29 protein-coding genes are annotated in these 26,211 nt (G+C 42.7%); 2 read left to right on the plus strand and 27 right to left on the minus strand.

The genetic code is table 11. The annotated features are described in order from the left end of the window. Positions 1 to 336: 336 nt before the first annotated feature. From FTV34_RS02880 to FTV34_RS02890, 3 genes are all read right to left on the minus strand, one after another. The gene (locus tag FTV34_RS02880) at positions 337 to 2,502 is read right to left on the minus strand and encodes a malate synthase G (protein ID WP_034702314.1); all 2,166 of its coding nucleotides are present in this window, start codon (positions 2,500 to 2,502) and stop codon (positions 337 to 339) included. Positions 2,503 to 2,865: 363 nt separating this feature from the next. Continuing rightward, positions 2,866 to 4,017, minus strand: a complete 1,152-nt coding sequence (gene zapE, locus FTV34_RS02885; protein WP_104425963.1) for a cell division protein ZapE — start codon at positions 4,015 to 4,017, stop codon at positions 2,866 to 2,868. Between the two features lie 83 nt (positions 4,018 to 4,100). Further along, positions 4,101 to 5,108: an AraC family transcriptional regulator gene (locus FTV34_RS02890; protein ID WP_180068789.1), complete on the minus strand. Its 1,008-nt coding sequence runs from the start codon at positions 5,106 to 5,108 to the stop codon at positions 4,101 to 4,103. 144 nt (positions 5,109 to 5,252) lie between these two features. Here FTV34_RS02890 and FTV34_RS02895 point away from each other — a divergent pair, with 144 nt between their 5' ends. Next, positions 5,253 to 6,749: an NAD(P)/FAD-dependent oxidoreductase gene (locus tag FTV34_RS02895; RefSeq protein ID WP_180068791.1), complete on the plus strand. Its 1,497-nt coding sequence runs from the start codon at positions 5,253 to 5,255 to the stop codon at positions 6,747 to 6,749. Positions 6,750 to 6,814: 65 nt separating this feature from the next. After that, a complete protein-coding gene (locus tag FTV34_RS02900) occupies positions 6,815 to 7,723 on the plus strand; it encodes a lysine exporter LysO family protein (RefSeq protein ID WP_180068793.1) in 909 nt (302 codons plus the stop codon). Positions 7,724 to 7,826: 103 nt separating this feature from the next. Here FTV34_RS02900 and FTV34_RS02905 read toward each other — a convergent pair whose 3' ends face one another. The 24 genes from FTV34_RS02905 to FTV34_RS03020 all read right to left on the minus strand — a co-directional run bounded on the left by FTV34_RS02905 (position 7,827) and on the right by FTV34_RS03020 (position 26,190). Then, on the minus strand, positions 7,827 to 8,048 hold the full coding sequence (locus FTV34_RS02905; protein ID WP_005236122.1) for a hypothetical protein: 222 nt from the start codon (positions 8,046 to 8,048) through the stop codon (positions 7,827 to 7,829). Between the two features lie 87 nt (positions 8,049 to 8,135). Further along, complete coding sequence (gene pyrF, locus FTV34_RS02910; RefSeq protein ID WP_171521872.1) at positions 8,136 to 8,831, minus strand: orotidine-5'-phosphate decarboxylase; 696 nt, start codon at positions 8,829 to 8,831, stop codon at positions 8,136 to 8,138. A 228-nt stretch (positions 8,832 to 9,059) separates the two neighbouring features. Beyond that, a complete protein-coding gene (locus FTV34_RS02915; RefSeq protein WP_005236124.1) occupies positions 9,060 to 9,425 on the minus strand; it encodes a lipopolysaccharide assembly protein LapA domain-containing protein in 366 nt (121 codons plus the stop codon). 22 nt (positions 9,426 to 9,447) lie between these two features. Further along, the gene (locus FTV34_RS02920) at positions 9,448 to 9,753 is read right to left on the minus strand and encodes an integration host factor subunit beta (protein ID WP_005097312.1); all 306 of its coding nucleotides are present in this window, start codon (positions 9,751 to 9,753) and stop codon (positions 9,448 to 9,450) included. A 164-nt stretch (positions 9,754 to 9,917) separates the two neighbouring features. Beyond that, positions 9,918 to 11,594: a 30S ribosomal protein S1 gene (rpsA, locus tag FTV34_RS02925; RefSeq protein ID WP_004783987.1), complete on the minus strand. Its 1,677-nt coding sequence runs from the start codon at positions 11,592 to 11,594 to the stop codon at positions 9,918 to 9,920. Between the two features lie 110 nt (positions 11,595 to 11,704). After that, positions 11,705 to 12,388 (minus strand): (d)CMP kinase, encoded by a 684-nt coding sequence (cmk, locus tag FTV34_RS02930; protein WP_179992441.1) that lies wholly within the window; start codon positions 12,386 to 12,388, stop codon positions 11,705 to 11,707. 14 nt (positions 12,389 to 12,402) lie between these two features. Beyond that, the gene (locus tag FTV34_RS02935; RefSeq protein WP_004783989.1) at positions 12,403 to 12,837 is read right to left on the minus strand and encodes an SRPBCC family protein; all 435 of its coding nucleotides are present in this window, start codon (positions 12,835 to 12,837) and stop codon (positions 12,403 to 12,405) included. Between the two features lie 62 nt (positions 12,838 to 12,899). Next, entirely contained in the window at positions 12,900 to 13,415 is a 516-nt protein-coding gene (gene tadA, locus FTV34_RS02940) for a tRNA adenosine(34) deaminase TadA (RefSeq protein WP_104425959.1), read from the minus strand. 6 nt (positions 13,416 to 13,421) lie between these two features. Beyond that, entirely contained in the window at positions 13,422 to 14,543 is a 1,122-nt protein-coding gene (locus FTV34_RS02945) for an enoyl-CoA hydratase/isomerase family protein (protein WP_166139446.1), read from the minus strand. Beyond that, positions 14,540 to 15,253 carry a uracil-DNA glycosylase gene (gene ung / locus FTV34_RS02950; RefSeq protein ID WP_004783992.1) on the minus strand — a complete coding sequence of 238 codons (714 nt, stop codon included), beginning with the start codon at positions 15,251 to 15,253 and terminating at the stop codon, positions 14,540 to 14,542. Before ung ends, FTV34_RS02945 begins: the two co-directional genes overlap by 4 nt. A gap of 45 nt (positions 15,254 to 15,298) precedes the next feature. Next, the gene (locus FTV34_RS02955; RefSeq protein ID WP_180068795.1) at positions 15,299 to 15,895 is read right to left on the minus strand and encodes a 6-carboxytetrahydropterin synthase; all 597 of its coding nucleotides are present in this window, start codon (positions 15,893 to 15,895) and stop codon (positions 15,299 to 15,301) included. A 160-nt stretch (positions 15,896 to 16,055) separates the two neighbouring features. Beyond that, positions 16,056 to 17,027: a type II secretion system minor pseudopilin GspK gene (gspK, locus tag FTV34_RS02960; RefSeq protein ID WP_180068797.1), complete on the minus strand. Its 972-nt coding sequence runs from the start codon at positions 17,025 to 17,027 to the stop codon at positions 16,056 to 16,058. A gap of 14 nt (positions 17,028 to 17,041) precedes the next feature. Continuing rightward, on the minus strand, positions 17,042 to 17,668 hold the full coding sequence (gene gspJ / locus FTV34_RS02965) for a type II secretion system minor pseudopilin GspJ (RefSeq protein ID WP_180068799.1): 627 nt from the start codon (positions 17,666 to 17,668) through the stop codon (positions 17,042 to 17,044). Further along, the gene (gene gspI, locus FTV34_RS02970) at positions 17,665 to 18,249 is read right to left on the minus strand and encodes a type II secretion system minor pseudopilin GspI (RefSeq protein ID WP_180053395.1); all 585 of its coding nucleotides are present in this window, start codon (positions 18,247 to 18,249) and stop codon (positions 17,665 to 17,667) included. The genes gspJ and gspI overlap by 4 nt, the downstream gene beginning before the upstream one ends. Further along, positions 18,239 to 18,787: a type II secretion system protein gene (locus FTV34_RS02975; protein WP_180068801.1), complete on the minus strand. Its 549-nt coding sequence runs from the start codon at positions 18,785 to 18,787 to the stop codon at positions 18,239 to 18,241. The genes gspI and FTV34_RS02975 overlap by 11 nt, the downstream gene beginning before the upstream one ends. A gap of 9 nt (positions 18,788 to 18,796) precedes the next feature. Continuing rightward, positions 18,797 to 19,411: a TetR/AcrR family transcriptional regulator gene (locus FTV34_RS02980; protein WP_125279027.1), complete on the minus strand. Its 615-nt coding sequence runs from the start codon at positions 19,409 to 19,411 to the stop codon at positions 18,797 to 18,799. Between the two features lie 40 nt (positions 19,412 to 19,451). Beyond that, the gene (locus FTV34_RS02985) at positions 19,452 to 20,225 is read right to left on the minus strand and encodes a TatD family hydrolase (RefSeq protein ID WP_004783999.1); all 774 of its coding nucleotides are present in this window, start codon (positions 20,223 to 20,225) and stop codon (positions 19,452 to 19,454) included. 27 nt (positions 20,226 to 20,252) lie between these two features. Next, entirely contained in the window at positions 20,253 to 20,594 is a 342-nt protein-coding gene (locus FTV34_RS02990) for a PilZ domain-containing protein (protein WP_005236142.1), read from the minus strand. 17 nt (positions 20,595 to 20,611) lie between these two features. Continuing rightward, entirely contained in the window at positions 20,612 to 21,592 is a 981-nt protein-coding gene (locus FTV34_RS02995) for a DNA polymerase III subunit delta' C-terminal domain-containing protein (RefSeq protein ID WP_180068803.1), read from the minus strand. Between the two features lie 14 nt (positions 21,593 to 21,606). Continuing rightward, positions 21,607 to 22,368 (minus strand): 3-deoxy-manno-octulosonate cytidylyltransferase, encoded by a 762-nt coding sequence (gene kdsB, locus FTV34_RS03000; RefSeq protein WP_180068805.1) that lies wholly within the window; start codon positions 22,366 to 22,368, stop codon positions 21,607 to 21,609. 12 nt (positions 22,369 to 22,380) lie between these two features. Next, complete coding sequence (gene lpxK / locus FTV34_RS03005; protein ID WP_125279030.1) at positions 22,381 to 23,385, minus strand: tetraacyldisaccharide 4'-kinase; 1,005 nt, start codon at positions 23,383 to 23,385, stop codon at positions 22,381 to 22,383. A 3-nt stretch (positions 23,386 to 23,388) separates the two neighbouring features. Then, positions 23,389 to 25,116 carry a lipid A export permease/ATP-binding protein MsbA gene (gene msbA, locus FTV34_RS03010; RefSeq protein ID WP_180068807.1) on the minus strand — a complete coding sequence of 576 codons (1,728 nt, stop codon included), beginning with the start codon at positions 25,114 to 25,116 and terminating at the stop codon, positions 23,389 to 23,391. Further along, positions 25,116 to 25,538 carry a biopolymer transporter ExbD gene (locus FTV34_RS03015; protein WP_004784014.1) on the minus strand — a complete coding sequence of 141 codons (423 nt, stop codon included), beginning with the start codon at positions 25,536 to 25,538 and terminating at the stop codon, positions 25,116 to 25,118. The genes msbA and FTV34_RS03015 overlap by 1 nt, the downstream gene beginning before the upstream one ends. 10 nt (positions 25,539 to 25,548) lie before the next feature. After that, on the minus strand, positions 25,549 to 26,190 hold the full coding sequence (locus FTV34_RS03020; protein WP_125279032.1) for a MotA/TolQ/ExbB proton channel family protein: 642 nt from the start codon (positions 26,188 to 26,190) through the stop codon (positions 25,549 to 25,551). Positions 26,191 to 26,211: the final 21 nt, after the last annotated feature.

Below are 26,211 nucleotides of genomic sequence, written 5' to 3' on the forward strand. Positions count from 1 at the left end.
AATCTCATTCTTTGCTGTCTAAATCTTCCAGTACGTCAGCCCAAATACGATTCTTAGAAATTAAAAATTGTGAATTAAACTGAGTCTTAAATGTCATGATCCAAAGCTCTACAGCTACCCAGCATGAGGAGCTGTAAACGCTCATAGGAATACCGACTGGCAGATATAAAGCTACTGTTTAACAGATAATTATTATTAAAATTTTCTTCTGTGACATTGTTCTGTTTTAGGTGTTCAGTCAGTTAGTTTACCTTCCAAAAGAACATTTTTATCCTTAGATCTTTTTTTAAGAGCAATAAAAAAGCCTCCGAAGAGGCTTTTTTTCAAGTTACAGGATTAGTCACCTGTATAACCTTTAAGTTTTAAACGAGCTGCATGTAGAAGCGGCTCTGTATAGCCTGATGGCTGTTCACCACCTTTGAAGATCAGATCAGAAGCAGCCTGGAATGCAATACTATTGTCAAAATCAGCAGCCATTGGCTTGTACAGTGGATCATTCGCATTTTGCTCATCCACAATTTTCGCCATGCGTTGCATTACTTCTTCAACCTGTTCACGCGTTACAATTCCATGACGTAACCAGTTGGCAACATGCTGAGAAGAAATACGTAAAGTTGCACGGTCTTCCATCAAGCCCACATCATTGATGTCTGGAACTTTAGAACAACCTACACCCAGATCAACCCAACGAACCACATAACCCAGGATACCTTGACAGTTATTTTCCAGTTCTTTCAGTTTCTCTTCTTCAGACCAATTGGTATCAGTTGCAAGAGGTGGAGTCAACAAATCATCTAAAGGCAACGCTTCAGTTGCAAGCAATTCTTGCTGACGGTTTGCCACGTTAATTTGGTGGTAGTGAATCGCGTGAATCACTGCACCTGTTGGAGATGGAACCCATGCACAGCTTGCACCTGCTTCAGGATGTTCAGTCTTGGTTTTGTACATGTCTAACAGCATGTCTGGTTTTGGCCACATGCCTTTACCAATCTGTGCTTTACCACGTAGACCTGTTTGTAGACCTACCATGACGTTACGGTTTTCGTAAGCTGGGAACCATTTTTGGCCTTTGATTTCGCCTTTACGCACGAACGGACCTGCTTCCATGAAGGTATGGATTTCATCACCTGTACGATCCATGAAACCGGTGTTAATGAAGATGGTACGGTCTTTTGCCTGAGCAATACAGTTTTTCAGGTTAACCGAAGTACGACGCTCTTCATCCATGATACCAATTTTCAGCGTTTTCGCAGGTAAACCAAGCGCCTGTTCAGCACGTTCAAACAGTTCAACCGCAAATGCAACTTCTTCCGGACCGTGCATTTTTGGCTTAACGATGTACATAGAACCGGTACGTGAGTTCTTGATCGTGTTCTCACCACGGATATCAGCCACAGAAAGCAATGGAGTTACCAATGCATCCATAATGCCTTCATAAATTTCTTCGCCATCTACAAGGATCGCCGGGTTTGTCATCAAGTGACCCACGTTACGAAGCAGCATCAATGAACGGCCATGAACCTTGGTCTCACCGCCTTCAACATTTTTGAAAGTACGGTCAGCATTTAGTTTACGGGTAATGGTCTTGCCATTTTTCTCGATAGACTCTTCAAGCGTACCTTTCATCAAGCCTAACCAGTTACGGTAGCCTTCTACTTTTTCTTCAGCATCAACTGCTGCAACAGAGTCTTCCAAGTCCTGAATCGTCGTTACAGCTGCTTCAAGCACAACGTCTTTTACGCCTGCAGCATCTGTTTGGCCAATTGGGCTGTTTGCATCAATCTGGATGATCGCATGCAGGCCGTTATTTTTCAATACAATTTCGGTCGGTGCAGAAGCTTCGCCATTGTAACCAACGAATTTAGAGCTATCCGCAACAGTTGTGGTAGAGCCGTCTTTCAGCGTTACAACCAGTGCATTACCTTCAACTGCATATTTGGTTGCATCAGCATGTGAACCTTGTGCCAGCGGGAATGTTTCATTTAAGAAGTTTTTCGCGAATGCGATAACTTTCTCACCACGTTTCGGGTTATAGCCTTTACCTTTTTCAGCACCGTCTTCTTCAGAGATCACGTCGAAGCCGTATAAAGCGTCGTATAAAGAACCCCAGCGTGCATTCGCTGCGTTCAGGCAGTAACGTGCATTACGTACTGGAACTACCAGCTGTGGGCCAGCCAATAGTGCAATCTCTTCGTCTACATTTTCAGTGCTGATCTGGAAATCTTCTACTTCTGGTAATAAGTAGCCAATTTCAGTCAAGAAAGCTTTGTAAGCTTGTAATTCAAATGTGTTATTGCGATGCCATTCATCAATTTTAGCTTGAATATCATCACGCTTAGCCAAAAGTGCTTTGTTTTTAGGGCTAAGATCAACAACGACTTGTTCAAAGTTCTTCCAGTATGTTTCGCTGTCCAAACCAGAACCTGGTAGTGCTTCATTTTCGATAAAATCGTAAAGTTCTTTAGCAATCGCTAACTTGCCTTTTTGAATACGTGCAGTCATTGTCTTTCCTGATATTGCTACTTTTTATACAAGAGATTCTAGTATACCGATTAAAATCTAGCTGAATAGTACTATCACACCGCAAAATAATGAGCATTTTTCTAATAAGAATACCCTCATATTCTTATTAAATGATGTCACACACGATGCAATATCATCCTGCTAAATACCCTCATGACAGTGTATAAAGTTTTTGAAATGTAGAAATTAGACTTAAGTTCAGATTTTTGAATAAAAGTTGTCCGTTCTTTTTATACAAGGTCATATTTAGATCAAGATTAAGCCATGTTTGGCTGAGCTTGTCGATCTTTGACGCAATGGAATGCATAAAAAAGCGCCGGTCATGACCAGCGCTTGTTGTATTTATTCAGGCTCACTTGAAGCTATTTTCTCGATCTGGCGATGTTCAGAATGCAGGTATTCATCTGACTGCATCTCTAGCAAACGTGAACGAGTCCGTTCAATTTCGAAAGCCAGTCGCTCACCTTTATAAAGATCAATAATATTATCTTCTGAAGTCAGCAGTAATTTGACTCCACGGTCATAAAATTCATCGACCAGATAAATAAAACGGCGTGTGGCATCATTTAGGAAATCGGTTAAATGCGGCACATTGCTGACCAATACCGTATTATAGATATTCGCAATTTCAATGAAGTCAGCCGGACTACGCGGTTTTAGGCATAGTTCAGAGAACTCACACCACAACACATCTTCAGTATGTGCCACAGTTTCAACAATGCGGTTATTGATGATGATTGGTTCTTGAGAAGAGGTTTGGGTTTGAGTCAGTGCGGTATAGCGATGTGCCAACCAATTTTTATTATCATGCGTTAGTGGATATTTGAATAATTGCGCCTGCTTTAAGACACGTAAACGGTAATCCACACCAGCATCTACATTCAGAATGACACAGTTTTTCTTGACCATTTCAATGGTTGGCAGAAAACGGTCACGGTGAATCCCGTTTTTATATAAACCATCCGGTGCAATGTTCGAAGTCGCTACTAGCGTAATGCCACGTTCAAACAGCTTCTGGAACAGATCACTCAGAATCATGGCATCTGTCACGTTAGATACAAAAAATTCATCAAAGCAGATCACCACAGCATCTTTATAAATCTGATCCGCTACGAGATCCAGCGGATTACGCTGACCTGAAAGCTTGTTTAACTCACGATGCACATGCTGCATAAAATGGTGAAAGTGCATACGGGTTTTGCGGCGAAATGGAATCGACTCATAAAACTGATCCATGAGCCAGGTCTTGCCACGACCTACTCCGCCCCACATGTATACACCCTTCGGCGAAGTCTGACGGCGGAAACGGCGAAAGGCTTTCTTAGACGCTTTAAAGCGCTGAATTAATTCCAGCCAGGTACGATTTAGCTCATGTACTGCCATGGCTTGTGCATCATCAGGCATAAACTGTCCTGAAGACAAAGCCTGTGCATAACGTTCTGCAGGAGAGATCGGACTAAAAGCGGTGCTGTGCTGTGAATTAAAATCGGACATAGGTTTCGTACTATTCAGGATCTGTTTAATTATAGCGGAGTTTAGAACGCACACTATAACACTTTGGCATTAACTAACTTAGGCTATTTTATATATTGCCGAGGACTTTGCCCAAACCAACGCTTAAAGGCATGGTTAAAAGCAGCCGGTTCGGAATAACCCAATAACTCTGCAATCATTTCAATCGAATACTGTTTATATTCAATGAGTCGCAAAGCTTTATCTTTAATAATCTCTTCGCGAATCTGTTTATAACTGGTATCGAACTGCTGTAATTGATGGCGTAAAGTACGTTCTGGAATATTCAGAGCCTGAGCCGTTTCAGCCATACTCGGCATCAAACCGGTTTGCAGCTCCAGATAATCCTGTACTCGCTGTACCACAGTCGGGACATCAGCATCTTCCGCCAGACGTTCCAGTTCAGCCAGACACTTTGCTTCATAGACTGCAAAGGTCTCCGCATCTGCTGAAGGAATCCGGATATCCAAAATGGCCTCATCAAACCAGAATGCAGCTCTTGCAGCACCAAACTGTACCTGTGTTCCATAATAATCATGATAGATTTTCTGGGTAGCAGGTTGTTCCGGTGCGGCGAAAGGCAGTTCAATCTGCAAGTCAGGCTTGGACAAACCCATCATCTTGTAAATATCGCGAATGAACTTGAAAGTACCTGAAATCTCAGCTTGCGCGACCAGCATTCCCAGATGATCTTCCGTTTTCTTGGGATAATAGCAAAGCGCACTGCGGTACTCACTTTGCTCCACTCCCAACTGACCGGTAAGATGCGTCAATTGCTGAAAACGAATCACCTGGTGCATCGCATCACGTACAGTAGGACTGGTCACCAACAACATCAGCAAAGGCCCATAACCTGCCAATGCATAATGCTGGCCGATCAATAAACCCTGTTCTGGCTGGATATCCTGACCCACCACCTTGAGCACATCATATTCTACGCTTGGGTGAATAATTGAAGTCGGATCAAGCGCATCAACACGCAAGCCGATATTTTGCAGTTTTTGATCGACCTCTATGCCAGCCTTGCGCATGCCCTGGATCAGATACATCAGACTGAGAACAGAACGTTTCATAACCATACAAATACAATGTGATAGCTCTAGTTGTACTATAAAAATAAGCAGTCGGCTATTGCCGTTTAGATCAATTTTATATCTAATGGCCAGTTAATAAATCAAGATAATTATCCATTATTAAAATAAGCAAGGAATGCGAAGATGCTGGACAATACAAGCCTTACCCACACTCATCCTTATACCAAAGTGGCCATTATCGGTGCCGGTTTTGGCGGGATAGCGATGGCAATACGTTTACAGCAGCAAGGCATCCATGATTTTATTATTATAGAAAAAGATAGCGATTTTGGTGGAACCTGGCGCGATAATCAGTATCCGGGAGCGGCCTGTGATGTGCAATCACACATGTATTCCCTTTCTTTTGCCCCCAAAACTGACTGGTCAAAACGCTATGCCGAAGCACCGGAAATTTTTAGCTATATTCAAGATTTAGTCAGTGATTATAATCTTCGGGCTTTTGCTCGGCTGAATACCGAAGTACTCGGGGTTCATTATCAGCAAGAGCGCTGTTTATGGCAAATCCATCTGCATGATCAAAGCATTCTGGAAGCCCAGTTTGTAGTATTTGCCTCTGGTCCTTTACATGTTCCTCAAATTCCTCATATTACGGGCATTGAAAAATTTAAGGGTAAAATCTTTCACTCTTCTCACTGGGATCATCATTATGATCTCAAGGGAAAAAATGTTGCATCGATTGGGACTGGTGGCAGTGCAATTCAATATATCCCTGAAATTGCACCCGAATGCAAACAGCTCTATGTCTTGCAACGTACTGCGGCTTGGGTTATTCCACGGGATGAGCGCCTATATCATGACCTGGAAAAAAAGCTATTTTCCAAATATGAATGGTTCCGCAAGTTACACCGGATTCGCCTGTACTGGTCTAATGAATCACGCGTGGTGCCTATCGTTAAACCGGCTGTCATGAAATATGCTCAGAAACTGGCTGAAGCTTATATTCGCTATCAGGTCAAGGACAAGGAAACTGCCAAGAAGTTAACTCCAGGCTACATCATGGGCTGTAAACGGATTCTGGTGTCTAATCAATATTTCCCTACCTTTAACCGTAAAAATGTGGAACTGGTTACTGAAGGCATTTGTGAAGTGACTGAAAACAGTATTATTACAGTAGATGGTAAAGAACGTCCGATTGACTGCCTGATCTACGGTACCGGATTTATTACTGATCCAAGAATTTATCTGAAAAATTTTGATTGCACTGGCCTGAATGGCATTCACTTAAATGATCTCTGGAAAGACGGTGCTGAAAGCTATTATGGGATCTGTGTGAAAGGTTTTCCGAATCTGTTCCAGCTATTAGGACCAAATACTGTGCTGGCACATAACTCAGTGCTTTTTATGATTGAAGCCCAAGTAAGTTATATTCTACAAATGATCGCCCTAGTGGAACAATCACATAGTGATGCGATTGTGGTCAAAGATCAGGTACAGGAAAAATTCAACCAGGATGTCCAACATATGCTGGACAATACGGTCTGGCAATCTGGCTGCGTTAGCTGGTATCAGCAGGAAGGTGGGAAAAATTTTGCCTTGTGGCCCACTTATACCTGGAAATACTGGCTCAAAACCAAAACCCTTAATGCAGCAGATTATTATTTTTTAAATAAAGCCGGTTAAAAGCCCCTCACATTCATAATGCTAGCGATGGCATAATAAAGACTGATTTATCATACTTTTTTATTATGCAATCGCTTTGGTTAGTATCCCAGCTTCTGGTCTGTTTAGTGCTTGGTTTTGTTTTTGCGAAACGGCTTCCTGCTCCCCTCACAAAAATCTGCTTTAAGGTTCTTCCGTATTTTAGTTATATTTTGCTGATTGCCATCGCTTTTGAGTTTTCTGAACTTTTAGCGGAATTACCTCATCCTGCTCAGATTCTAAATACCTCTATTACAATTGCTTTTCTCACCTCTATTGGGGCATTTGGCTGTTGTTATCTGCTCTTTAAATGGGCAGATTTCCAGCCTTCTTCTGGACGGGTATCCACTGAGCTAGTGATTAAATCACTGATCAATATCAGTTATGCGTTCTTCGCCTTAGCTGCTGGATACTTGCTGCATTATAGTTCCACTCAAATGGGTCTTTCTGTTCAGATCAGCACTTGGCATTTATTACTGGTCTTTATGTTTCTAATTGGACTGGATCTTGCCTACTCACCACTTGACCGCTCATGGTTAAACTGGAAAATCTTGCTAGTTCCGGCGGGTTGTATTGCTGGTTCATGCGTGGCTGCAATTGCCTATTCTTTCTGGAATCCGGATATTCATTTAAAAGACCTGATTATGCTGTCACAAGGTTATGGTTTTTATTCAATGTCGGGTGTTGTCGTTACAGAACTGAGAAATGCGGAACTGGGCAGTATTGCCCTGATGAATGACCTGTTTCGGGAAATTTTTGCGATTTTACTGATGTATTGTGCCGGTTGGCGTTACCCAAGATCAGCAATTTCTGCTGCAGGTGCGACTGCGATGGATGTGACTTTACCTATGGTCAAACAGGCCTGTGGCAATGATTTTATTCCACATGCCATGGTGAGTGGTTTTATTTTATCCGTATTGGCGCCAGTAGCGGTAAGTGTGTTGGCGGTGATTTAAAAATCCCTCCCGACCTCCCTTTAAAAAAGGGAGGAGAAGTCCCCCTTTCATAAAGGGGGATTTAGGGGGGATTCAATTTGAAATAAAAATAAACTGCGGAATATTAAAAATTCAAATCAACCCTACTCAATGAATCCCCTACCGTCTCCATCATCTCTGAAGCCAATTCTACAATATCTATGCTATCAAGGCCTGACATCCAGTCCCATGAGCCCGACTGTGCCTGTTGTTTATATTTTTCCTGCTGCTCAAACTGATCTGCTATTTTTTCCATCTCCAGCCTTTGTTCTAGCATTTTTTGTTCTGGTGTCTTTATTATTCTCATCTGAAATTCCTTTTTATTTTTATACTGCTTTTTTCAATGTATAAAAAAAGCCTTTCATATGAAAGGCTTTTTATCGGGTAGCAGAAATTACAATGTTGCCAGAATATCTTTTAGAGTTTGACGAGGATTTTCCGACTTGGTAATTGGTCGTCCAATCACCAGATGTGTTGAGCCATCCAGCATTGCCTGTTTTGGTGTCACAATACGTTTTTGATCGTCTGCATTTGAACCTTCAGGACGAATCCCAGGAGTGACCAGTGCAAAGTCTTGTCCAATAGTTTCACGCAGCATTTTCGCTTCTTGTGCGGAACAGACCACCCCATCCAAGCCACTATCTTTGGTGAGTTGAGCCAGACGTTTTACATGTTCATTAGGCTCAATATCCAAGCCAATATCTTTCAAGTCTTCACGCCCCATTGAAGTCAACACAGTTACCGCAATGAGTTGAGTCTTATAGTTACCTGCTTTTAAACGCTCAACACAGGTCTCCATCATTTTACGACCACCTGAAGCGTGGACATTGACCATCCACACGCCCAAGTCTGCCGCAGCACATACCGCTTGTGCAGTGGTATTCGGAATATCATGGAACTTCAGATCTAAAAACACGTCAAAACCTTTGTCTTGAAGTGCTTTTACAATGATAGGACCTTCATGAGTAAATAACTCTTTGCCCACCTTTACTCGACATAAGGCAGGATCGAGCTGCTCTGCAATCGTTAAGGCATCAAATTGACTTTTAGCATCCAGTGCAACGATGATACTCATGAGAAGACCCTTCAAATTGACAAAATTAAACCATTATACGGACTAGCCCTATAACAACCAAGAATATTTTCGCAAAAATGATTTTTTTGATTCAAATTAAGTCATTTATTTATATAATTTTTATATATTTCTTCTAAATATAATTTAGCAATAAAAAACGCCTTAGAAGCTAAGCTAAAAGGCGTTTAATCAAAACAGGCGAAGTAAAAAAATCAGTAGATTACTTCGACTTCTCATTTTTGTCTAAAGCGGTGCCGATGGCCTGTCATTAGAATTAATATCTAATACTGTTTTCTCATGTCGTGTATGAGCTGCCGCTTCTGCTGCCATCATCTTGGCAGTATTCAACTGTTCCTTACGTAGATGTTCAATATCTTTACGTAGTCGTTTAATTTCCCAATTACTCTGAAAAACGCGGAAAACCTGCACACCGAGTAACAAGCCAACCACTATTCCTAAGGAAAGAGTCAAAAGGAGCAATAACCCTAAGCGCATTGCAGGAACTTGAGTAAATAACAAGTCCACTGAGACCTCAGTCCCGTTTTGCAACACCAAAGCTAATGAATAGCCAAAGACGAGCAATAAAAGAATGACCAGAACGTAACGCATGAACACCCCGTAAATATCTTGTTTATTTGTTTGCAGATTCGTTTACTGCATCACGAAGTGCTTTACCTGGCTTAAAGTGTGGAACAGCTTTTGCTGCAACTTCAACAGATTTACCAGTTTTAGGATTACGACCCACACGAGGCTCACGATGATGCAATGCAAAGCTGCCAAACCCGCGAATCTCAATACGGTTATCAGATGATAAAGCTTCAATCATTTGATCAATCATAATTTTAACTGCTTCTTCCACTAAAGGTTCAGCCAAATGCGGATTCTTTAGCGCGATGCGCTCTATTAAGTCAGACTTATTAAGTGCTTCAGTAGTCATCTGCGACCTCTTTAATTATCAAGCTACTCGGGATCTATTTTCCGATAATAACCTGTTTAAATACAAAACGGTAGCGCAATAATTAAATACTACGCTACCGTTTACAGTATTTGTGTAAAAAGTATTACTTAACTTACATTAACAATACAATTCACCATCTACTCTTAGTGATTCATTTGCGCTTTGATCAAGTCACCAATAGTTTTAGGACCATTGTCTTGACCAGCAGCAGCTGTTTTCAGGTTAGCAACAGCTTCTTTCTCTTCAGCTTCGTCTTTCGCTTTGATAGACAAGTTGATAGAGCGAGATTTACGATCTACATTGATGATCTTAGCTTCAACTTCTTGACCAACTTCTAGGAATTTAGTCGCATCTTCAACGCGGTCGCGGTTGATTTCAGATGCTTTAAGAGTTGCTTCAACTTCATCAGCTAACTTAACAGTAGCGCCTTTAGCGTCAACTGCAGTTACAGTACCTTTAACAAGCGCACCGCGTTCGTTAGCAGCTAAGAAATCATTGAACGGATCGCTGTTCAATTGTTTGATACCAAGGCTGATACGGTTGCCTTCAGCATCTACAGACAAGATAACTGCTTCAACAGTGTCACCTTTCTTGTAACGACGGATCGCTTCTTCGCCTTGTTCGTTCCAAGAGATGTCAGACAAGTGAACTAGACCATCGATACCGCCTGGTAGACCGATGAAGATACCGAAGTCAGTGATTGACTTGATAGTACCTGAAACTTTTTCACCTTTGTCGTGGTTCTTAGCAAACTCTTCCCATGGGTTAGCACGAGTTTGTTTAATACCAAGAGAAATACGACGACGCTCTTCGTCTACTTCAAGAACCATAACATCAACTTCGTCACCGATCTGAACTACTTTAGATGGGTGGATGTTTTTGTTAGTGTGATCCATTTCTGAAACGTGTACTAAGCCTTCAACACCTTCAGCGATTTCTGCGAAACAGCCGTAGTCAGTCAGGTTAGTTACGCGAGCTTTAACGATAGAACCTTTAGGGTAACGGCTCATGATCGCTAACCATGGATCTTCGCCTAATTGTTTAAGGCCTAAAGATACGCGGTTACGTTCGCGGTCGAATTTAAGTACTTTAACAGTAACTTCTTGACCCACTTCAACAACTTCTGATGGGTGCTTGATACGTTTCCAAGCCATATCAGTGATGTGAAGAAGACCGTCGATACCGCCAAGGTCAACGAATGCACCGTAGTCAGTAAGGTTTTTAATAGTACCAGTAACTGTTTGACCTTCTTCAAGCTGAGCAAGAAGCGCTTCACGGTCAGCTGAAGATTCAGCTTCCATAACAGCACGACGTGAAACAACAACGTTGTTACGTTTAGCGTCAAGTTTGATTACTTTGAATTCTAACTCTTTACCTTCCAAGTGAGTAGTATCACGGATAGGACGAGTATCAACTAAAGAACCTGGAAGGAACGCACGAACTGGACCGATGTCAACAGTGAAACCGCCTTTAACTTTACCAGAGATAACACCAGTAACGATTTCGCCGTCTTCAAAGATTTTTTCAAGTTTAGTCCAAGTCTCAGCGCGTTTAGCTTTTTCGCGAGAAAGAACTGTTTGACCCATACCGTTGTCAAGTGCTTCAACAACTACGTCTACAGTGTCGCCAACTTGAACTTCAAGTTCGCGCTGTTCATTTAAGAACTCAGCACGGTCAACAACGCCTTCAGATTTAAGGCCAGTGTCAACAGTTACCCAATCAGAGTCGATGCTTACTACAACGCCTTGGATGACTGCACCCTTTTCAACGTTGAGGTTTAATTCGCTTTCTTCAAAAAGGGCTGCAAAAGATTCGGTCATGATATATCCGATAAAGTCAGCGGTCTTGGATCAGACAAGGCCGGTTTAATTAAGCATCTACATAGTCCATATAAAACTGATCAAGCTATGCGTCTGCTGAAATAATAGGGTTATTGAGCTAATTGCTGATCCACATATGTGGTCATCAGCTTGAATACTTCATCGATATTCAGATCTGAACTGTCGATGATGTACGCATCAGCAGCAGGTTTGAGCGGAGCAACAGTGCGTTCCATATCTCGTTTATCCCGCGCTTCGATATTAGCTAAAATGTCGTTTATTTTAACATCCAGCCCCATACCCTGCAACTGCTTTACACGTCTTTGCGCACGGGATTCAGCCGAAGCTGTCAAATAAATCTTGGCTTGTGCATCTGGGAAGATACTGGTCGCCATATCGCGGCCATCTGCCACTAGACCAGGAGCTTGAGCAAAAGCATGTTGACGGGCCACCAGAGCAGTTCTAAGTTCAGGAATTGCAGCAACTTTTGAAGCATACTCACCCACCCGTTCGGTACGGATAGTTTGGGAGACATCTTCACCATTCAGCCATACCTGAACACCTGATTCAGTGCTGACAAATTGGATATCCAAATTTGTTGCAATTTGTACGCATTCAGCCAGTTTAGTATCCAGTTCATCGAGTAAATTATGGTGATGCAATGACAGTCCTAATAAACGATACAAAGCCCCTGAATCCAGTAAATGAAAATGGTAATGTGCTGCAAGTTTTGCAGCCAGTGTGCCTTTGCCAGATCCACTTGGACCATCAATGGTAATAATTTGAACTGTCATTACTTTCCCGATATTTATACAGATTTTGCAAGTTTTGCGAGGCCTAGTTTAATCCCTGTCTTGAGCTGTGCAAGAATTAATTTACTGACAAATGGAAGACGTGCCTGCAATTCTATCGTATAAGTCACCAGACTTTTGTTATCGTCCAATGCTTCAAACTCAATAATACCCAAATGATGTTTAATCAAAGGATTCTTTACGATCTTGTATTCAATACGGGAGTTCGGCTCTAGCAAGGTAATTTGCTCTTTTAGCGGCTTGACTGGACCTAAACCCATGCTACGCACAGAACCCACACCATCTGGGCGCTCAGGGTCTGCCGAATCCTTAATCCGTTCCACCTGCATTGGTGCAAAAGCCACGTTATAAGCATCGTGTTTAGACAGCAATTCAAAAACCTTATCAATCGCTGCTGGGAATTCTTTTTTTACCTGAATCGCATTTTTCATTTTTCTTTTTCCTGAAAATAAATGATTTTAAAGTGAGCAAAGTTTAACGAATTAGATTCGATTTATTTATGAGCATTCAGTAATTTTTCTTGCAATTTCAGCTGGCGTTTTTGTTCACGACGCAACTTGAAAAATGCACTCAACTGCTCAGCACACTGCTGCTGCATACAGCCCGAGTCAAATAGAAATACATGATTATAGTAGCCAGTCTCAAAAAGCTTGCGTGCACTCACCAAAGAACCTGCTTTGGGCTCATTTGTACCAAAAACGACCCGTGAAATACGCGAATGCACCAATGCACCTACACACATGGTGCACGGTTCCAGAGTTACATAGAGGACAGCATCTTCAGGCAGGCGGTAGTTTTTCAGGTTCTGACAAGCTTCACGTAATGCTACGATTTCAGCATGGGCAGTCGGATCATTTAAAGAAATAGGCGCATTGTAGCCACGGCCAATGACCTGATTTTGACTGACAATCACCGCACCTACAGGAATTTCACCCTGCTCAGCAGCAAGTGCAGCCTGCTCATAAGCAAGCCGCATCCAGTATTCATCGGTAAATTGTGTTTCGGACATTCAGACTTAAATCACATCATAGTGCTTGAGTAGCTCATTCCAGCTTTCAATGGTGGTTACCGGTGGATTCTGAGACAGAATGCCTTTCAGGCTTAAATCACTACCCTTTTGCCATTCTGGAGACAGATCTTTATCAACCAGTCGTGCACGTACACCTTCAACAAAATCAGGATGACGGATTTTCCAATCTGAAATCTGGGTTTCCAGTTCAAAAATTTCATTCCAGGAATGAACCTGTTTACCCCATTGCCATAATAACCAGCTTAGAGCAGCGGTTGCAGGTGAACCTTTTTGCAGGTTTTCGCTGGCCTGACGTAACCAGTCACTGCGCGCATCACTTAGACCGATAATCGATTCATAGTCATGTTCAAAGTTCATTCCACGACATACACTGTGGATTACATCCAGTGAGTTTTGCAGAGGACCCGGGCCTACCGGACGATGCATACTATTCAAGGTATCATCAATCGCACGGAAATCCCCAGCTGGATAATGTTCCCAGTCTATATTTACGACCTTATCTAATACTGAATCACGCTGTGCATCACAGATATGAGTCGCCCAGCCAATACCGTAAGCACCCGCAGCAGTCATAATGGAACCCGTTAAACCTGTAAACAGGCCAATCGCTCCACGGTCTGCTAGGAAGCGGGTCGCACCCACATCTGGATATAAACCAATATTAATCTCAGGCATGGCCAGACGTGAATACGGCGTCACCAAACGGAATGGAGCCGCCATAAACAGGCCTAAACCACCACCCATAACATAACCTTCACCCCACACCAATACCGGCTTGGCATAGTTATGCAGCAATAGATCTAGCGCATATTCCTGTTCAAAAAACTTATTGGCCGTTGCCACTTCATCATTAATTACTAATTGACGCAGCTTACGCACATCGCCACCGGCACAAAATGCTTTAGGTGTAGTTGAATCCAGCCAGATCGCTTTAACGCTGTCATCTGTATGAAAGTCCTGAAAAACTTCCAGTAGTGCAGAAACCAGGGATTCATCTAAAGCGTGTAATGATTTTGGACGATTCAGGCGTACAATGCGCCAGCCATTATTGGCTTGTTCAACAATCAGGTCAGGATGATAAGGTTTAGTTACAGGAGAATAAGTCATGCGTCCAGCTGCCAATCTATAGGCTCAATGCCATGTTGTTTGAGATAATTATTCGTTTTCGAAAAAACTTTACAACCAAAAAAACCACCGCGGTTTGCTGACAAAGGCGAAGGATGTGCTGCCTTTAAGACCAGGTGTTTATTTTGATCAATGCGCTGTCCTTTACGCTGTGCGTATGCGCCCCAAAGAATAAAAACGATATGTTCACGTTGTTCATTCAATACATCAATGACGTGATCTGTGAATTCTTCCCAGCCACGTTTCTGATGTGAAGTTGGCTGTGCTGCCTCTACGGTCAGTACAGCGTTGAGCAGAAGTACACCCTGTTCCGCCCAATGAGTTAAATCACCATGTTTAGGGATTTTTACGCCTAAATCATTATGTAACTCATGAAAAATATTACGTAAAGATGGAGGTAATGCAACCCCTTTTTGCACCGAGAAGCTTAAACCATGCGCCTGATTCGGACCATGATAAGGATCCTGACCAATAATGACCACTTTAACCCGGTCTAATGGTGTGGTATTCAAAGCATTAAAAATCAGGTGATTCGGTGGATAAATCACCTTGTCTGCTTTTTTTTCTTCAATTAAAAACGTTTTTAACGCATCCATTTTTGGACTCAATAAAAACTCACTGAGTCCATATTTCCAGCTGTCATCTAACTGAACTTTATTCAGTTTCGCAATTTGCTGTTCATTTAAAGACATGCTTCAATCCTAAATCTATGTCAGTCTGCGTTTATATTCGAATTTTTAAGGCTGGACTTGCAGATCCACAGCCGGATTATGGAATGGGAGACCCTGTTTCAGTTTCGCAAACATCTCTGGATCTGTCCATTCTGCCCGCACCTGCTCCGAGAATTCAATCTGTTCCAGGCTAAGTGGACCCATCTGTTCATTCTGGATATCCTCCAGGAAGCTTTGCGCATAGCCGGTATCAGTTTCATGAACAATCACAGAATAAACTTCAACATCCCCTTCGCCATTCTGAGTAATGGTGGATGCCAATACCTGCTGAGCCAGGAAGAAGAAAATACGTGAAAATTGTTCTGCAGATGGCGAAACCGGCAAAGATACCCAGCGCGCGCTAAAATTCTTGCATGCCTGAATATATTCAGGATCATCTTTTTGCCAGAAGCAGATCGCATGGTCAAAAGAATCAAAGAAATCCTTAATCACCCCTTTGAGCAGACCAAAATCATATACCATCTGGCCATTATCCAACTTCGACGCTTTCAGCAATAACTCGACTTTATAACTGTGACCATGGATTGAACGTTTACAGCGATCCGAGGTGCAGTTACGCACAATATGAGCATTTTCAAACTTAAATAACTTACGAATTAACATATGCCGTAATGTCGTCAAAAAATAGGTGAATTAATTTCAATTATAAAGCAAAAGTAAACCGATGAGGATTAATTTTGCAGTTCATCATGATAGGCAAAAGGGATTGAAGCGAAAACAGATTAAATTCCAAAAAATGAGATTATTTAAAAATGGTGGAATTTTAAAAAGGTGCCATGCTTCGATAGGCAACATAAACCTTCTTGTCCTGCCGCACCAGATCACTACTAAACTGACGTTTACGCTCACTCAGCATCACTTCGATACGTGCTTTAAAGTGATTGGATTGCACCCCAAGCAGGTTATTAAACAGGTTGTGTTTGGCTGCATCCACCTGAGCAAAGGGTTCTAGTGTCCAAAGATCAGCTACATTGGAAAAATATTCCAGATTTGCCTGACGGCGATCCAGCAATTGCTGCACGGCATTCACATCCAGCTTTTCATCCATGCTCGCCAAAAGAAATGCAGATGCGGTATTAATATTGACCGTAGTATCTGCTACAGGCGCTGTACTTAGATAAGGTGCAATTAGTTTGTACTTGTTTTCTTCAAAGCCTCGTACCAGTTTCAGCTCTTCAACGCTATGAAATTTGGCATTCGGAGGCAGGGAACCATTCGGCAAGCCCTGATAATAATTAGATTCTGCACCCATTGGGCCATTTGGCATTTCATCTTCATCCTGCCAGTCGATCACGGCTTCACTCAACTGCTCTGGCAATCCAGCACGTTTTAATATCAGCTCGAACCAGGCTTTAGCATTTTCATTCACCGTACCTTCTGCTGTAATCAGGCTATTTAAATTAAACTTACCCGATTCATCTTGCAGTATTCCCGAGACATGACCATCTTCAACTGGAAAAGCCGGCATTGGCTGCGCCCAGGTTTCATTTAAATGATCAACTTCCGCTGCATTCTCTGCGTCATCAACTAGCAATTCAGAAAAAAACGCTTCAGCACTTTTGGCATACATCAAAGACTGGTTTTGTCGCATTAAATAAGCGGTACTTTCAACAGTTGCGGCCTGACGTTTAGCAATAGTCGCAGCCAAAATAGTTGCAAGCGCCACCATCACTAGAATGGTAATCAGAGCAATCCCCTTCTGCTGTTTGATCATCATTGCTTTGTTCATCTGCATTTTATTATTCTTTGTCAGGTTAACTTTTGGGTTTCAAGCAGGAAATCTGTATTCAATAAACTAAAAATCCACTCATAACTAACCCCATTAACCATTAAGTTGATTTTAATGCCTTTGGGTAGACGCTGTTTTTGCTCAATCTGATTTAAATCAAAAGATGAGTCTGGCCATTGGGTCATTTCATTTGGATTAAGTACTACGATCTGAAACTGCTCAACATCGGACAACAACACACTGGATTCAGGTTGATCACGCCCGGTCTGGTTTAAATTCCGGTATTTCAGGCGATAGAGTTTTTGTTCATCTGCCCGGTACTGATATTCAACCCGTTCATCTGGAGAAATCCCCTCTTCCAGAGGATCGGTGACTCCAGTCTTACTAAAGTTAAAACGTCCGTTTTGCAAAACCAGTGCCGGCTGAATATCACCATTAATATTGGCCGTTAAAGGCACCGCCTGCACCGTATCACGCAAGATCTGCTGATAAGTATCTTGCAACTGACTTAAGCGCTGTTCATGCACTGCATTACGGTCTTTGGTTTGTACAATATAATCAAATACTTTCCAGCCTAGAGCAGAGAGTAAGGCGAAAATAGCAATAGCAACCAGTAGTTCGACCAGCGTAAATCCCTTAGACTTCATGGCGCTTCATTCATCCGGTGATTAAAGAACATCAAGCTGCTAATTCCATTTTCTGCCTGACCGGTTTCAGTGTTGACCAGACTCACCTGTAATTCAATGCGTTGTACATTAGGACTTACGGTAGGCTCACTGCGCTTATCGATTTGCCAGGTTTCGCCCTGTTGAGTGAGTTGTTTAGATTCTGTACCAGTAAGCCACTGCTGATTGATTTCCATTAGTGCTGCTTCATTCAAGGCAACAAACTGGGCTTGGGTTCTCAAAATGGCATTCGAAGTCGATTGGGTATATTGCATAGCAACTTTAGTCAGGGTCATGGCTGCTGTGGCAAAGATCGCCAGCGCGACCATCACTTCCAGCAAGGTAAATCCTGAGGCACGATTAAGTCGAGTAATCCTCGACCTGAGCGGCATTGTCGCGCAAGAAAGTCCGAAAGCTGTGCTTGAGGAGCCGCGATGAGTGAAATGCTGTTTTACCGCTGCGCAAGACGAAGAGCTATGCCCGGAGTGCGCACGATCAGCATTTGACTTAAATAACTTGATTACATCAGCTCCGGCACTCTGCTTGAAAACCCTAGCTTTCATGGACTTTACCCAAGTGATCAATTTCAATCGGATTGCCCACTTCACGATCTTCCAAATAGAACTGGATTCTGACCGGTTTAACTTCACCATTGCCTAACCAGATTAGCTTAGGTGCATTAACTTCAGTAAGATCCCGATTTTGGGCATTATTATAATGTTGCTCTAAAGGCTGAATCCGGAAAGAGACCTGCTCTGGTAAACTACGCAGATTAAACTCCGCATAACTTTGCCATTTCTGCTGATTTAAAGTTGATTCTGCCTGATTAGGTGAACGATATTCCACGATCCCGTAGCGAAATGGTGAAACATCAGTGGCAGCCTGAACATCAAGCGCAAGAATACGGGATTGATCATTGGATTCCCGCAAGATTCTTTGCAAATCCAGTAACAGGACTTCTCGTGCCTGCATTGCCTTGCGCTGATCTACTCCACCAATATTCAATACAACTAGTGATGCCATAATACTCATAATCACAATCACCACCATCACTTCGATTAGAGTGAATCCACGAATGGAGGCGTGATGTGATCTGATCATAGGCAACTCTTAGGCGAACTGCTCGGCAGGATGGACCTGTTTCGGTAAAGCTAAAGCTTGATCAATAAGGGCAACGCGCAAGGTATCGCGTGAACCGAGATAGCGCTGATAAAAACTGGAGTTCAGAATCGCAGCTGCACCATGGGTCATCGACCAAATTGAGGCCAGATAATCACGCACCGACATGCTGCTATTGATTGAAGCCAGATAGCTTTCAGTCATACGGATAATCAGACGTAAGCGCTGTTTGCGCACCTGATAAAGTTCGCTAAACAGGTGCTGAATTCCAACACCTGTTGTAGAAAGACGTTCTTCAATCTGATGAAAAAGGACAGTACGTTCAGGGTGATGCAGATGATGCAACATAAAGAATGCCAGATGTTCAGGAAAAGCCTTATCACTATCCTGGATCATTTCCAGCAACATGCGCTCATTACGGATAATCAGCAATATGTACAATTCATCTTTACTCTGGAAATGCTTATAAAGAGTGCCTTTGGCCAGATCCAGTTCTGCTGCCAGTGCATCCAGGGTCATCCCTGCTTCACCATTTTCTAGCAGTAACTGTTCTGCAACTTGAAAAATCAAGGTTTCTCTTGCTCGAAACTGAGCCTGACGATCCATCTTCACCCTATAACTCTCTTGTACTCTTATCTAACTTTACTTACTTTGAATTCAGAAGATTCTCAAAGTTCTGCTTTGTGATATAAGCCATTTCTTCTAGCGACTTATCATATACATCGCAAAGCGCTTTGGCTACATAAGGAACGTATTTTGGTTCATTAGATTTGCCACGATATGGCATTGGAGCAAGGTAAGGACTATCCGTTTCGATTAAAACCCGATCAAGTGGAACCTGTTTGGCCACGTCACGCAAATCCTGGGCATTTTTAAAAGAAACAATACCGGAGAAAGACACATAGTAACCGCAGTCTAAAACAGCTTTAGCGGTTTCCCAGTCTTCGGTAAAACAGTGCAAAATGCCATGGGTAGATTTCTCTGCACGGATAATATCAACAGTATCGTGCTTGGCAGAACGGGTATGCACGACGACAGGTTTTTTCACAATTTGTGAGGCATGGATATGACGGGCAAAACAGTCTTTTTGCTCGGCAATAAAATCGGTGCTGTGATAATAATCGAGCCCCGTTTCACCCAGCGCCCAGACTTTTTCTGGCTGTGCCAGTTCAACCAGATATTCAGTAGTCGCACGCGCCATCGTTGCCGCATCTTCGCAAGGATGTACACCGACGGTATAACCGACATCAGGATGACGGGCCGCGATTTTTGCCAGCTCGATATGATCATCCAGATCCACCGAGATACTCATAAACTTGGATACGCCTGCTTCACGGGCCTGAGCGAGCGCCTGATCCAGATCACCGTTATAAGGTGTTAAATCAAGCAGCGTTAAATGGCAATGAGTATCTACAAACACAATGAGTTCCTACCAAAGGTAAATTAACTACATAGTGTAACTTTTACGTCCATCAGATTTAAGACCCGCAACCAGACGATCTGCTTCATTTTTGAAGAAAACGCCTTTTTCACCGGTGAGCTGAATCCCAAAACCTTGTGGCTTGATGCCATTCTGCTTTTGAGATATCCAGATTACTTTTCCGGTTAATGGAATTTTCTGCGTCTGTTCAGGTAAAGTCGTCAAAACAAAAACTTCTTCACCTAATTTTACTGGCTGCTTGGAAGGAATAAAAAGTCCACCACCTACAACATATGGCATATAACTGGCAAATAACGTTTCAATATCCGGAATATTAGCCTGAATAATACCGCCCATACGTGGTTGCATCTTGTTTTCCCCTTAAGCTAAAGATTCATCAGCTTGATACACAATTCATCGAGCACCAGATTACTTTGTACGTTCTGCTCAAGATATTGTTTGGCTCGCTGAAAATCCTCATAAATTTTAAAAAGTGTTTCCAATGAATATTGTTCGGCCAATACATTAAAGTCCAGATCAATGTTTTTTACGGCCTGATTTAGCTTGACACAAATTAAATCGGACAACAAGTATTCAAACATTTGACCAAATTCACCAAAACTCAGGCTTTTATTCCATTTGGTCGCAATTGCCATTGGCATATTTTTTTGAATGACCAGTTTTTTCCAGTCTTCCATGAATTCCTGACGTAATGGCAACCAGGAACTTTGTGCAACCTCAATCGCTTGCAAAGGCATTTGATTGGATAAATTCATCAATAACTGCTGCTGGCTCGAACCTGCTTCAGGTAACTGTGCCTCTACATATTCACTGAATTGCGCTGATGAAATCCGGTCTAAGGCAAAATGCTGTAAACGACTGCGGATAGTTGCAGGTAATTTCAGATAATGGTCCGCAAGCAGAATAATGACAATATTTTCACCCGGTTCTTCCAGAGTTTTCAGCAAGGCATTGGAAGAGGCAATATTCAATGCTTCAGCGGGTTCAATGACAATGACGCGCCAGCCATCAACGGTCTGCTGTACAAAAGGAAGAAGATCACGGATTTTTTCAATTTTAATTTTGGCATTCTGTTTTTTATTGTCTTCATCAGTACTGATATAGACGTAATTCGGATGGGTATCCGCTTTCAGCCACTGACAGCTACCACACTCACCGCATGGCCCATCAGGCTGACGGTTCAGGCATAAAACCCAGGCCAGAAACTGCTGGGCAAAGGCTTCTTTACCACAGCCTTTTTTTCCATAGAACAATAAACCATGCCCAAGCTTAGGAAAACGCCCGGTTAGCGTTTCCCAAACCTGTTGCTGCCATGGATAAATCTGTGCATTGACATCAAGCGGCATGGAGAATTCTCAAATTAAGCAAAAGAAGATGGATCCATCTGGTTTAAGCGATCCAGATCTTCCTGCGTATCGACACCTGGCGGTAAATTGGCTTCTGCCACAGCAATGGCAATACGGTGACCATTTTCCAGTACACGTAACTGTTCTAAAGATTCCAGTTTTTCCAGCACACCCATTTCCCAGGTTACATATTCCTGTAGCAGTTTCACACGGTAAGCATATAAGCCCAAATGGCGATAAGCCTGATCATGCAGTTTTTGTTCAGTCAGCTTGGCACCATCACGGTCATAAGGAATCGTAGCACGACTAAAATACAATGCCTGATTTTGCTTAGACATCACAACCTTAACGATACTGTCACGCTTGAATTCCTCTAAATGATGAATTGGCTCACACAGAGTCGACATTGAGCAAGCCGGTTGATCTTCTAAGAGTTGCGCGACCTGTTTAACTAACTGAGCTGGCAATAAAGGTTCATCACCCTGTACATTCACAATAATGTCATCACTCGCCCAGCCCTTGATTCGAGCTACCTCGCTTAGACGATCGGTACCTGATGGATGATCTGCTGAAGTCAGGACCACATCAACACCTTCAGCACGGCAAACTTCGGCAATACGTTCATCATCTGTTGCCACACACAGGTCATCAAAGCCCTGTACTTTTTTGGCCTGATCCACGACACGCAGAATCATCGGACGACCATGGATTTCCAGCAAAGGTTTACCCGGCAAACGTGAACTGGAGAAGCGTGCAGGAATAACTATATGTTTCATCGTAAATAAACCTTAGGAAATAGAAATACCCTGTTGCTCTAATTGCTGCTGCAATATTGTATAACAGGCAGGTGACAAGACTGCATCGACCGGCACCACCCAGATATCCCGCTGATAATCTGGATACTGTTTGAGTAATGCCATAATTTTAACTGCATCTTTTTCAGTCGTAATGATCGGACTATTGTCATCGAATTGCAGATCTTCAATTTCATAATCATGATGATCTGGAAATTCATGACACTGAAATTGCTGCAGCCCCAGATGTTCTAGTGTTTGATAAAAACGCTGTGGAAAACCGATGCCGACTACTGCATAGAAAGCCGCAGTTGGATCAAAGCTTTTGATAACATCCTGATTTAATAAATACGGCTGAGAGGCTGCAAGATGCATATGCAAAGGCGAAACTGGATTTGCTGCATGTTCAATCACGGTACCTTTTTCCAACCGGGTAACGGGTTCACGCAGATAACCTTCTGGTAAAAGTTTCTGGTTGCCCAAGCCTCGGTTATTATCCAGCACAATCCATTCAATTTGACGATTTAAAGCCCAGTGCTGCAAACCGTCATCACAAATAATTAAATCCAGTGCATGCTTTTCTAGCAGAAGCTCAATGCTCTTTTGACGATTTGGCCCTACAGCCATCGGCACACCAGTCGCTTGGACAATTAAGGCTGGTTCATCACCTACCACTTCAGGCAAGGTATTTAAATCTACATAAGCAGGAAAAGGACCTTTACCACCATAACCTCGACTGATTACACCAATCCGTAGGCCTTTTTCAGTGAGGTAATCCACCAGATGAATCAGTAAAGGTGTTTTACCACTCCCACCTACGGTAATATTTCCAATCACCATTACTGGAATAGGTGCGGTATAGCTTTTTTTAATCCCTTTACGGTAAAGCCAGTGGTTACTGACAAAACCCAAGCGGTAAAGCCAGGACAAAGGACGCAGCACAACCAGCCACTTTGCCTGTGTATTCCAAGCATCCTGAATGATCTGTGCCAAAGCCATGACTTAATGTTCCTCGAAATTACGTTGGTGCAGCTGATAATAAGCACCTTGACGTGCAATCAGCTCAGCATGATTACCCTGCTCTATAATACGACCTTGATCCATCACTACAATGTGGTCGGCATTTTCAATTGTTGACAGACGGTGGGCAATCACAATCGTAGTCCGATCTTGCATCGCCTGATCAAAGGCACGCTGAATAAAGTATTCAGATTCATTATCCAGCGCACTGGTCGCTTCATCCAGAATCAGAATCGGTGCATTTTTCAGAATAGCACGGGCGATCGCAATACGCTGACGCTGACCACCTGACAGATTCAGACCTTGAGCACCTAGTGGCGTATCATAACCTTGTGGCAAGGCCATAATGAAATCATGTGCATAGGCAGCTTTTGCCGCTGCAATGATTTCTTCATCACTCGCATTTTCTAGCTGGCCATAAGCAATATTTTCACGAACAGTACGGTTAAACAGCACTACCTGCTGGTTTACCATCGCGATCTGGGTACGTAAAGCAGTCAACTCATAATCAGTAATCGGTTTTTGATCCAGTAAAATTTGCCCGGATGTAGCTTCCTGATAACGTACCAACAGATTCACCAGAGAAGTTTTACCTGCTCCTGAACGCCCAACCAATGCTACAGTCTCGCCCGCTTTCACTTCTAGGTTAAAGTCATGAATCGCATGGTGACCATCGCCATAAACCAGATTGACATCTTTAAATTGAATGTTGCCTTTTAAGGCATCATTGAGTTTGCCGGTATTATGCTCTTCAGGCATATCTAGCAATTCAAACACAGAATGTGCGGCCGCCATACCACGCTGAATTTTTTCATTCACATCAGTTAATGTCTTGATTGGTCGCGCCAACATGCCAGCAGCTGTAATATAAGCAACAAATTCACCCGCAGTCGTATCTCCCAAAATTTGTGGGCGCAATGCAATATACATCACTATACTGAGTGAAACTGACATGATCAGCTGTACCACTGGACTGTTCAGCTGCTGTACTGCCACCATTTTCAAGCCACGGCGTAGATTTTCCAAAGAATTCTGTTTAAAGCGTTTCTGCTCATAAATCTGACCACCAAAACCTTTGACAATCAGATTGGCATTTACCGTTTCCTGAACCACATGGTTCACATCACCCATAGTGTCCTGAACCTGTTGTGATAGCTTGCGCATCCGTTTTGAAGCTTTACTGATCACAAAACCAATCACGGGTCCAAAGATCAGAATACACATGGTTAAACGCCAGTTGGTATATAAAAGATATCCCAATAAGGCAATTGTGATCAGACCTTGCTGAATGATCGTTCTAAGTGCTTCAGTTGAGGCTGCGGTGAGCTGCTCAACGTTATACATAATTTTGGCCGTAATATGACCGCTGGTATTGTCCAGAAAATATTGCGCAGGCAAACGCAATATTTTGGCAAAGACTTCCTGACGAATATTAAATACCAGATTACGGGAGATGACCGCCGTATAATACCCACCGAGGAATAGGCCTAGCCCCCGGAAGAACATCAGTACTACCACTAAGAATGGGAAAAGTAAGGTGAAACCCTGGTCTCTGTTTTGAATCGCCTCAATGATATATTCCAGTAATTTGGCAACAGAAACTTCTGTCGCCGCATTTATAGAAAAACCAAGCAGGACAATTAAGGCTGTGCCCCAAAATGGTTTTAAATAGCTTAAAAGGCGAAGATAGACCTTAAAATCGTGCTTCACTAATAACCTCGAGTTGGTACTTTCGTACTGATGTTGACATTGACAAAGCCAAGTTGCCCTGCAACGTCCATGACACGAATAACATCCTGATGTGTCGCTTTTGCATCAGCGGCAATGACAAACATTAAATCACGACGTTCATTCGAAATCTGTTTAATTGCCGTATTTAAATCTGCTGCGTCCTTACTGGCAATAGACTGACCATTTACGGCATAGTGACCATTGGCATCCACAATCACTTCAATTTTCTGGTCAAAATTCTTTGGCGGTACACCTTGCGCATCTGGAAGCGTCAGGTTCATCCGGCTCATCTGGTTAAACGTGGTTGAAAGCAGCAGAAAGACCAAAATAAATAGCAGGCAATCAATCATGGGTGTCAGATTGATATGTACATCTTCCACCTGGTTACGTTTAAATTTCATGCCCCTGCTCCTAGCTTGCTTTCTTGATGCGTTCTTCTACATCATCTGAAGCATTTAAATAGAACAGGTTGGCATGAAATAACGTTGCTTGCTGCTCAAGTTCCGCTACATATTCCTGAACCAGACGCTGGAAATAACGATGTGCAAATAAAGCAGGAATAGCAATCAGCATACCCGCTGCTGTCGTGATCAGTGCTTTGGAAATACCCGGCATCATTAATACTGGGTCACTATTAGTACCGACATCAATCATTAAAAATGATTCAATAATTCCAATCACTGTACCGAGCAAACCGAGTAGAGGTGCTACTGCACTCAAAGTACCCAGAAAATTAATATTCTTTTCCAGATAGCCAATTTCCTGTGAAGCTACCACTTCCATCTGGGCACGAGCATATTGCTCAGACTGGTGACACGCTTCAAAACCAGCAGTAAATACACGACCCAAAGTACTGTTTTTCAAAGCTGAACTTTGTTGCAGCTTTTGCATAGCTTGGTCTGCATTTTGTGCAGGACCCATCAGAAGTGAGTTGGGCAGTACCAGACTCTTTTTTAAACGAATGAAGCGCTCGACCGAGATCGCTAGCATAAATATCGAACACAATACCAGCGGCAGCATCAACCAGCCGCCTGCTTTAACCAATTCCCACATCTGATTTATTCCCCAATAAAA

Source organism: Acinetobacter sp. YH16038 (assembly GCF_013417275.1).
Classification (GTDB): Bacteria; Pseudomonadota; Gammaproteobacteria; order Pseudomonadales; family Moraxellaceae; genus Acinetobacter.

Excerpts from the sequence above, each read along its gene's own strand:
- gspJ (WP_180068799.1), bottom strand. The coding sequence starts at position 17,668 with ATGAAGTCTAAGGGATTTACGCTGGTCGAACTACTGGTTGCTATTGCT.
- FTV34_RS02895 (WP_180068791.1), top strand. The coding sequence starts at position 5,253 with ATGCTGGACAATACAAGCCTTACCCACACTCATCCTTATACCAAAGTG.
- FTV34_RS02900 (WP_180068793.1), top strand. The coding sequence starts at position 6,815 with ATGCAATCGCTTTGGTTAGTATCCCAGCTTCTGGTCTGTTTAGTGCTT.
- FTV34_RS02915 (WP_005236124.1), bottom strand. The coding sequence starts at position 9,425 with ATGCGTTACGTTCTGGTCATTCTTTTATTGCTCGTCTTTGGCTATTCA.
- FTV34_RS02990 (WP_005236142.1), bottom strand. The coding sequence starts at position 20,594 with ATGCAACCACGTATGGGCGGTATTATTCAGGCTAATATTCCGGATATT.
- FTV34_RS02890 (WP_180068789.1), bottom strand. The coding sequence starts at position 5,108 with ATGAAACGTTCTGTTCTCAGTCTGATGTATCTGATCCAGGGCATGCGC.
- FTV34_RS02920 (WP_005097312.1), bottom strand. The coding sequence starts at position 9,753 with ATGACTACTGAAGCACTTAATAAGTCTGACTTAATAGAGCGCATCGCG.
- gspI (WP_180053395.1), bottom strand. The coding sequence starts at position 18,249 with ATGAAAGCTAGGGTTTTCAAGCAGAGTGCCGGAGCTGATGTAATCAAG.
- FTV34_RS02995 (WP_180068803.1), bottom strand. The coding sequence starts at position 21,592 with ATGCCGCTTGATGTCAATGCACAGATTTATCCATGGCAGCAACAGGTT.
- FTV34_RS02905 (WP_005236122.1), bottom strand. The coding sequence starts at position 8,048 with ATGAGAATAATAAAGACACCAGAACAAAAAATGCTAGAACAAAGGCTG.
- cmk (WP_179992441.1), bottom strand. The coding sequence starts at position 12,388 with ATGACAGTTCAAATTATTACCATTGATGGTCCAAGTGGATCTGGCAAA.
- rpsA (WP_004783987.1), bottom strand. The coding sequence starts at position 11,594 with ATGACCGAATCTTTTGCAGCCCTTTTTGAAGAAAGCGAATTAAACCTC.
- FTV34_RS03020 (WP_125279032.1), bottom strand. The coding sequence starts at position 26,190 with ATGTGGGAATTGGTTAAAGCAGGCGGCTGGTTGATGCTGCCGCTGGTA.
- FTV34_RS02880 (WP_034702314.1), bottom strand. The coding sequence starts at position 2,502 with ATGACTGCACGTATTCAAAAAGGCAAGTTAGCGATTGCTAAAGAACTT.
- lpxK (WP_125279030.1), bottom strand. The coding sequence starts at position 23,385 with ATGGCTTTGGCACAGATCATTCAGGATGCTTGGAATACACAGGCAAAG.
- FTV34_RS02955 (WP_180068795.1), bottom strand. The coding sequence starts at position 15,895 with ATGTTAATTCGTAAGTTATTTAAGTTTGAAAATGCTCATATTGTGCGT.
- gspK (WP_180068797.1), bottom strand. The coding sequence starts at position 17,027 with ATGCAGATGAACAAAGCAATGATGATCAAACAGCAGAAGGGGATTGCT.
- FTV34_RS02975 (WP_180068801.1), bottom strand. The coding sequence starts at position 18,787 with ATGATCAGATCACATCACGCCTCCATTCGTGGATTCACTCTAATCGAA.
- zapE (WP_104425963.1), bottom strand. The coding sequence starts at position 4,017 with ATGTCCGATTTTAATTCACAGCACAGCACCGCTTTTAGTCCGATCTCT.
- FTV34_RS02980 (WP_125279027.1), bottom strand. The coding sequence starts at position 19,411 with ATGGATCGTCAGGCTCAGTTTCGAGCAAGAGAAACCTTGATTTTTCAA.
- FTV34_RS02935 (WP_004783989.1), bottom strand. The coding sequence starts at position 12,837 with ATGAAAAATGCGATTCAGGTAAAAAAAGAATTCCCAGCAGCGATTGAT.
- ung (WP_004783992.1), bottom strand. The coding sequence starts at position 15,253 with ATGTCTTTAAATGAACAGCAAATTGCGAAACTGAATAAAGTTCAGTTA.
- kdsB (WP_180068805.1), bottom strand. The coding sequence starts at position 22,368 with ATGAAACATATAGTTATTCCTGCACGCTTCTCCAGTTCACGTTTGCCG.
- tadA (WP_104425959.1), bottom strand. The coding sequence starts at position 13,415 with ATGTCCGAAACACAATTTACCGATGAATACTGGATGCGGCTTGCTTAT.
- FTV34_RS03015 (WP_004784014.1), bottom strand. The coding sequence starts at position 25,538 with ATGAAATTTAAACGTAACCAGGTGGAAGATGTACATATCAATCTGACA.
- FTV34_RS02945 (WP_166139446.1), bottom strand. The coding sequence starts at position 14,543 with ATGACTTATTCTCCTGTAACTAAACCTTATCATCCTGACCTGATTGTT.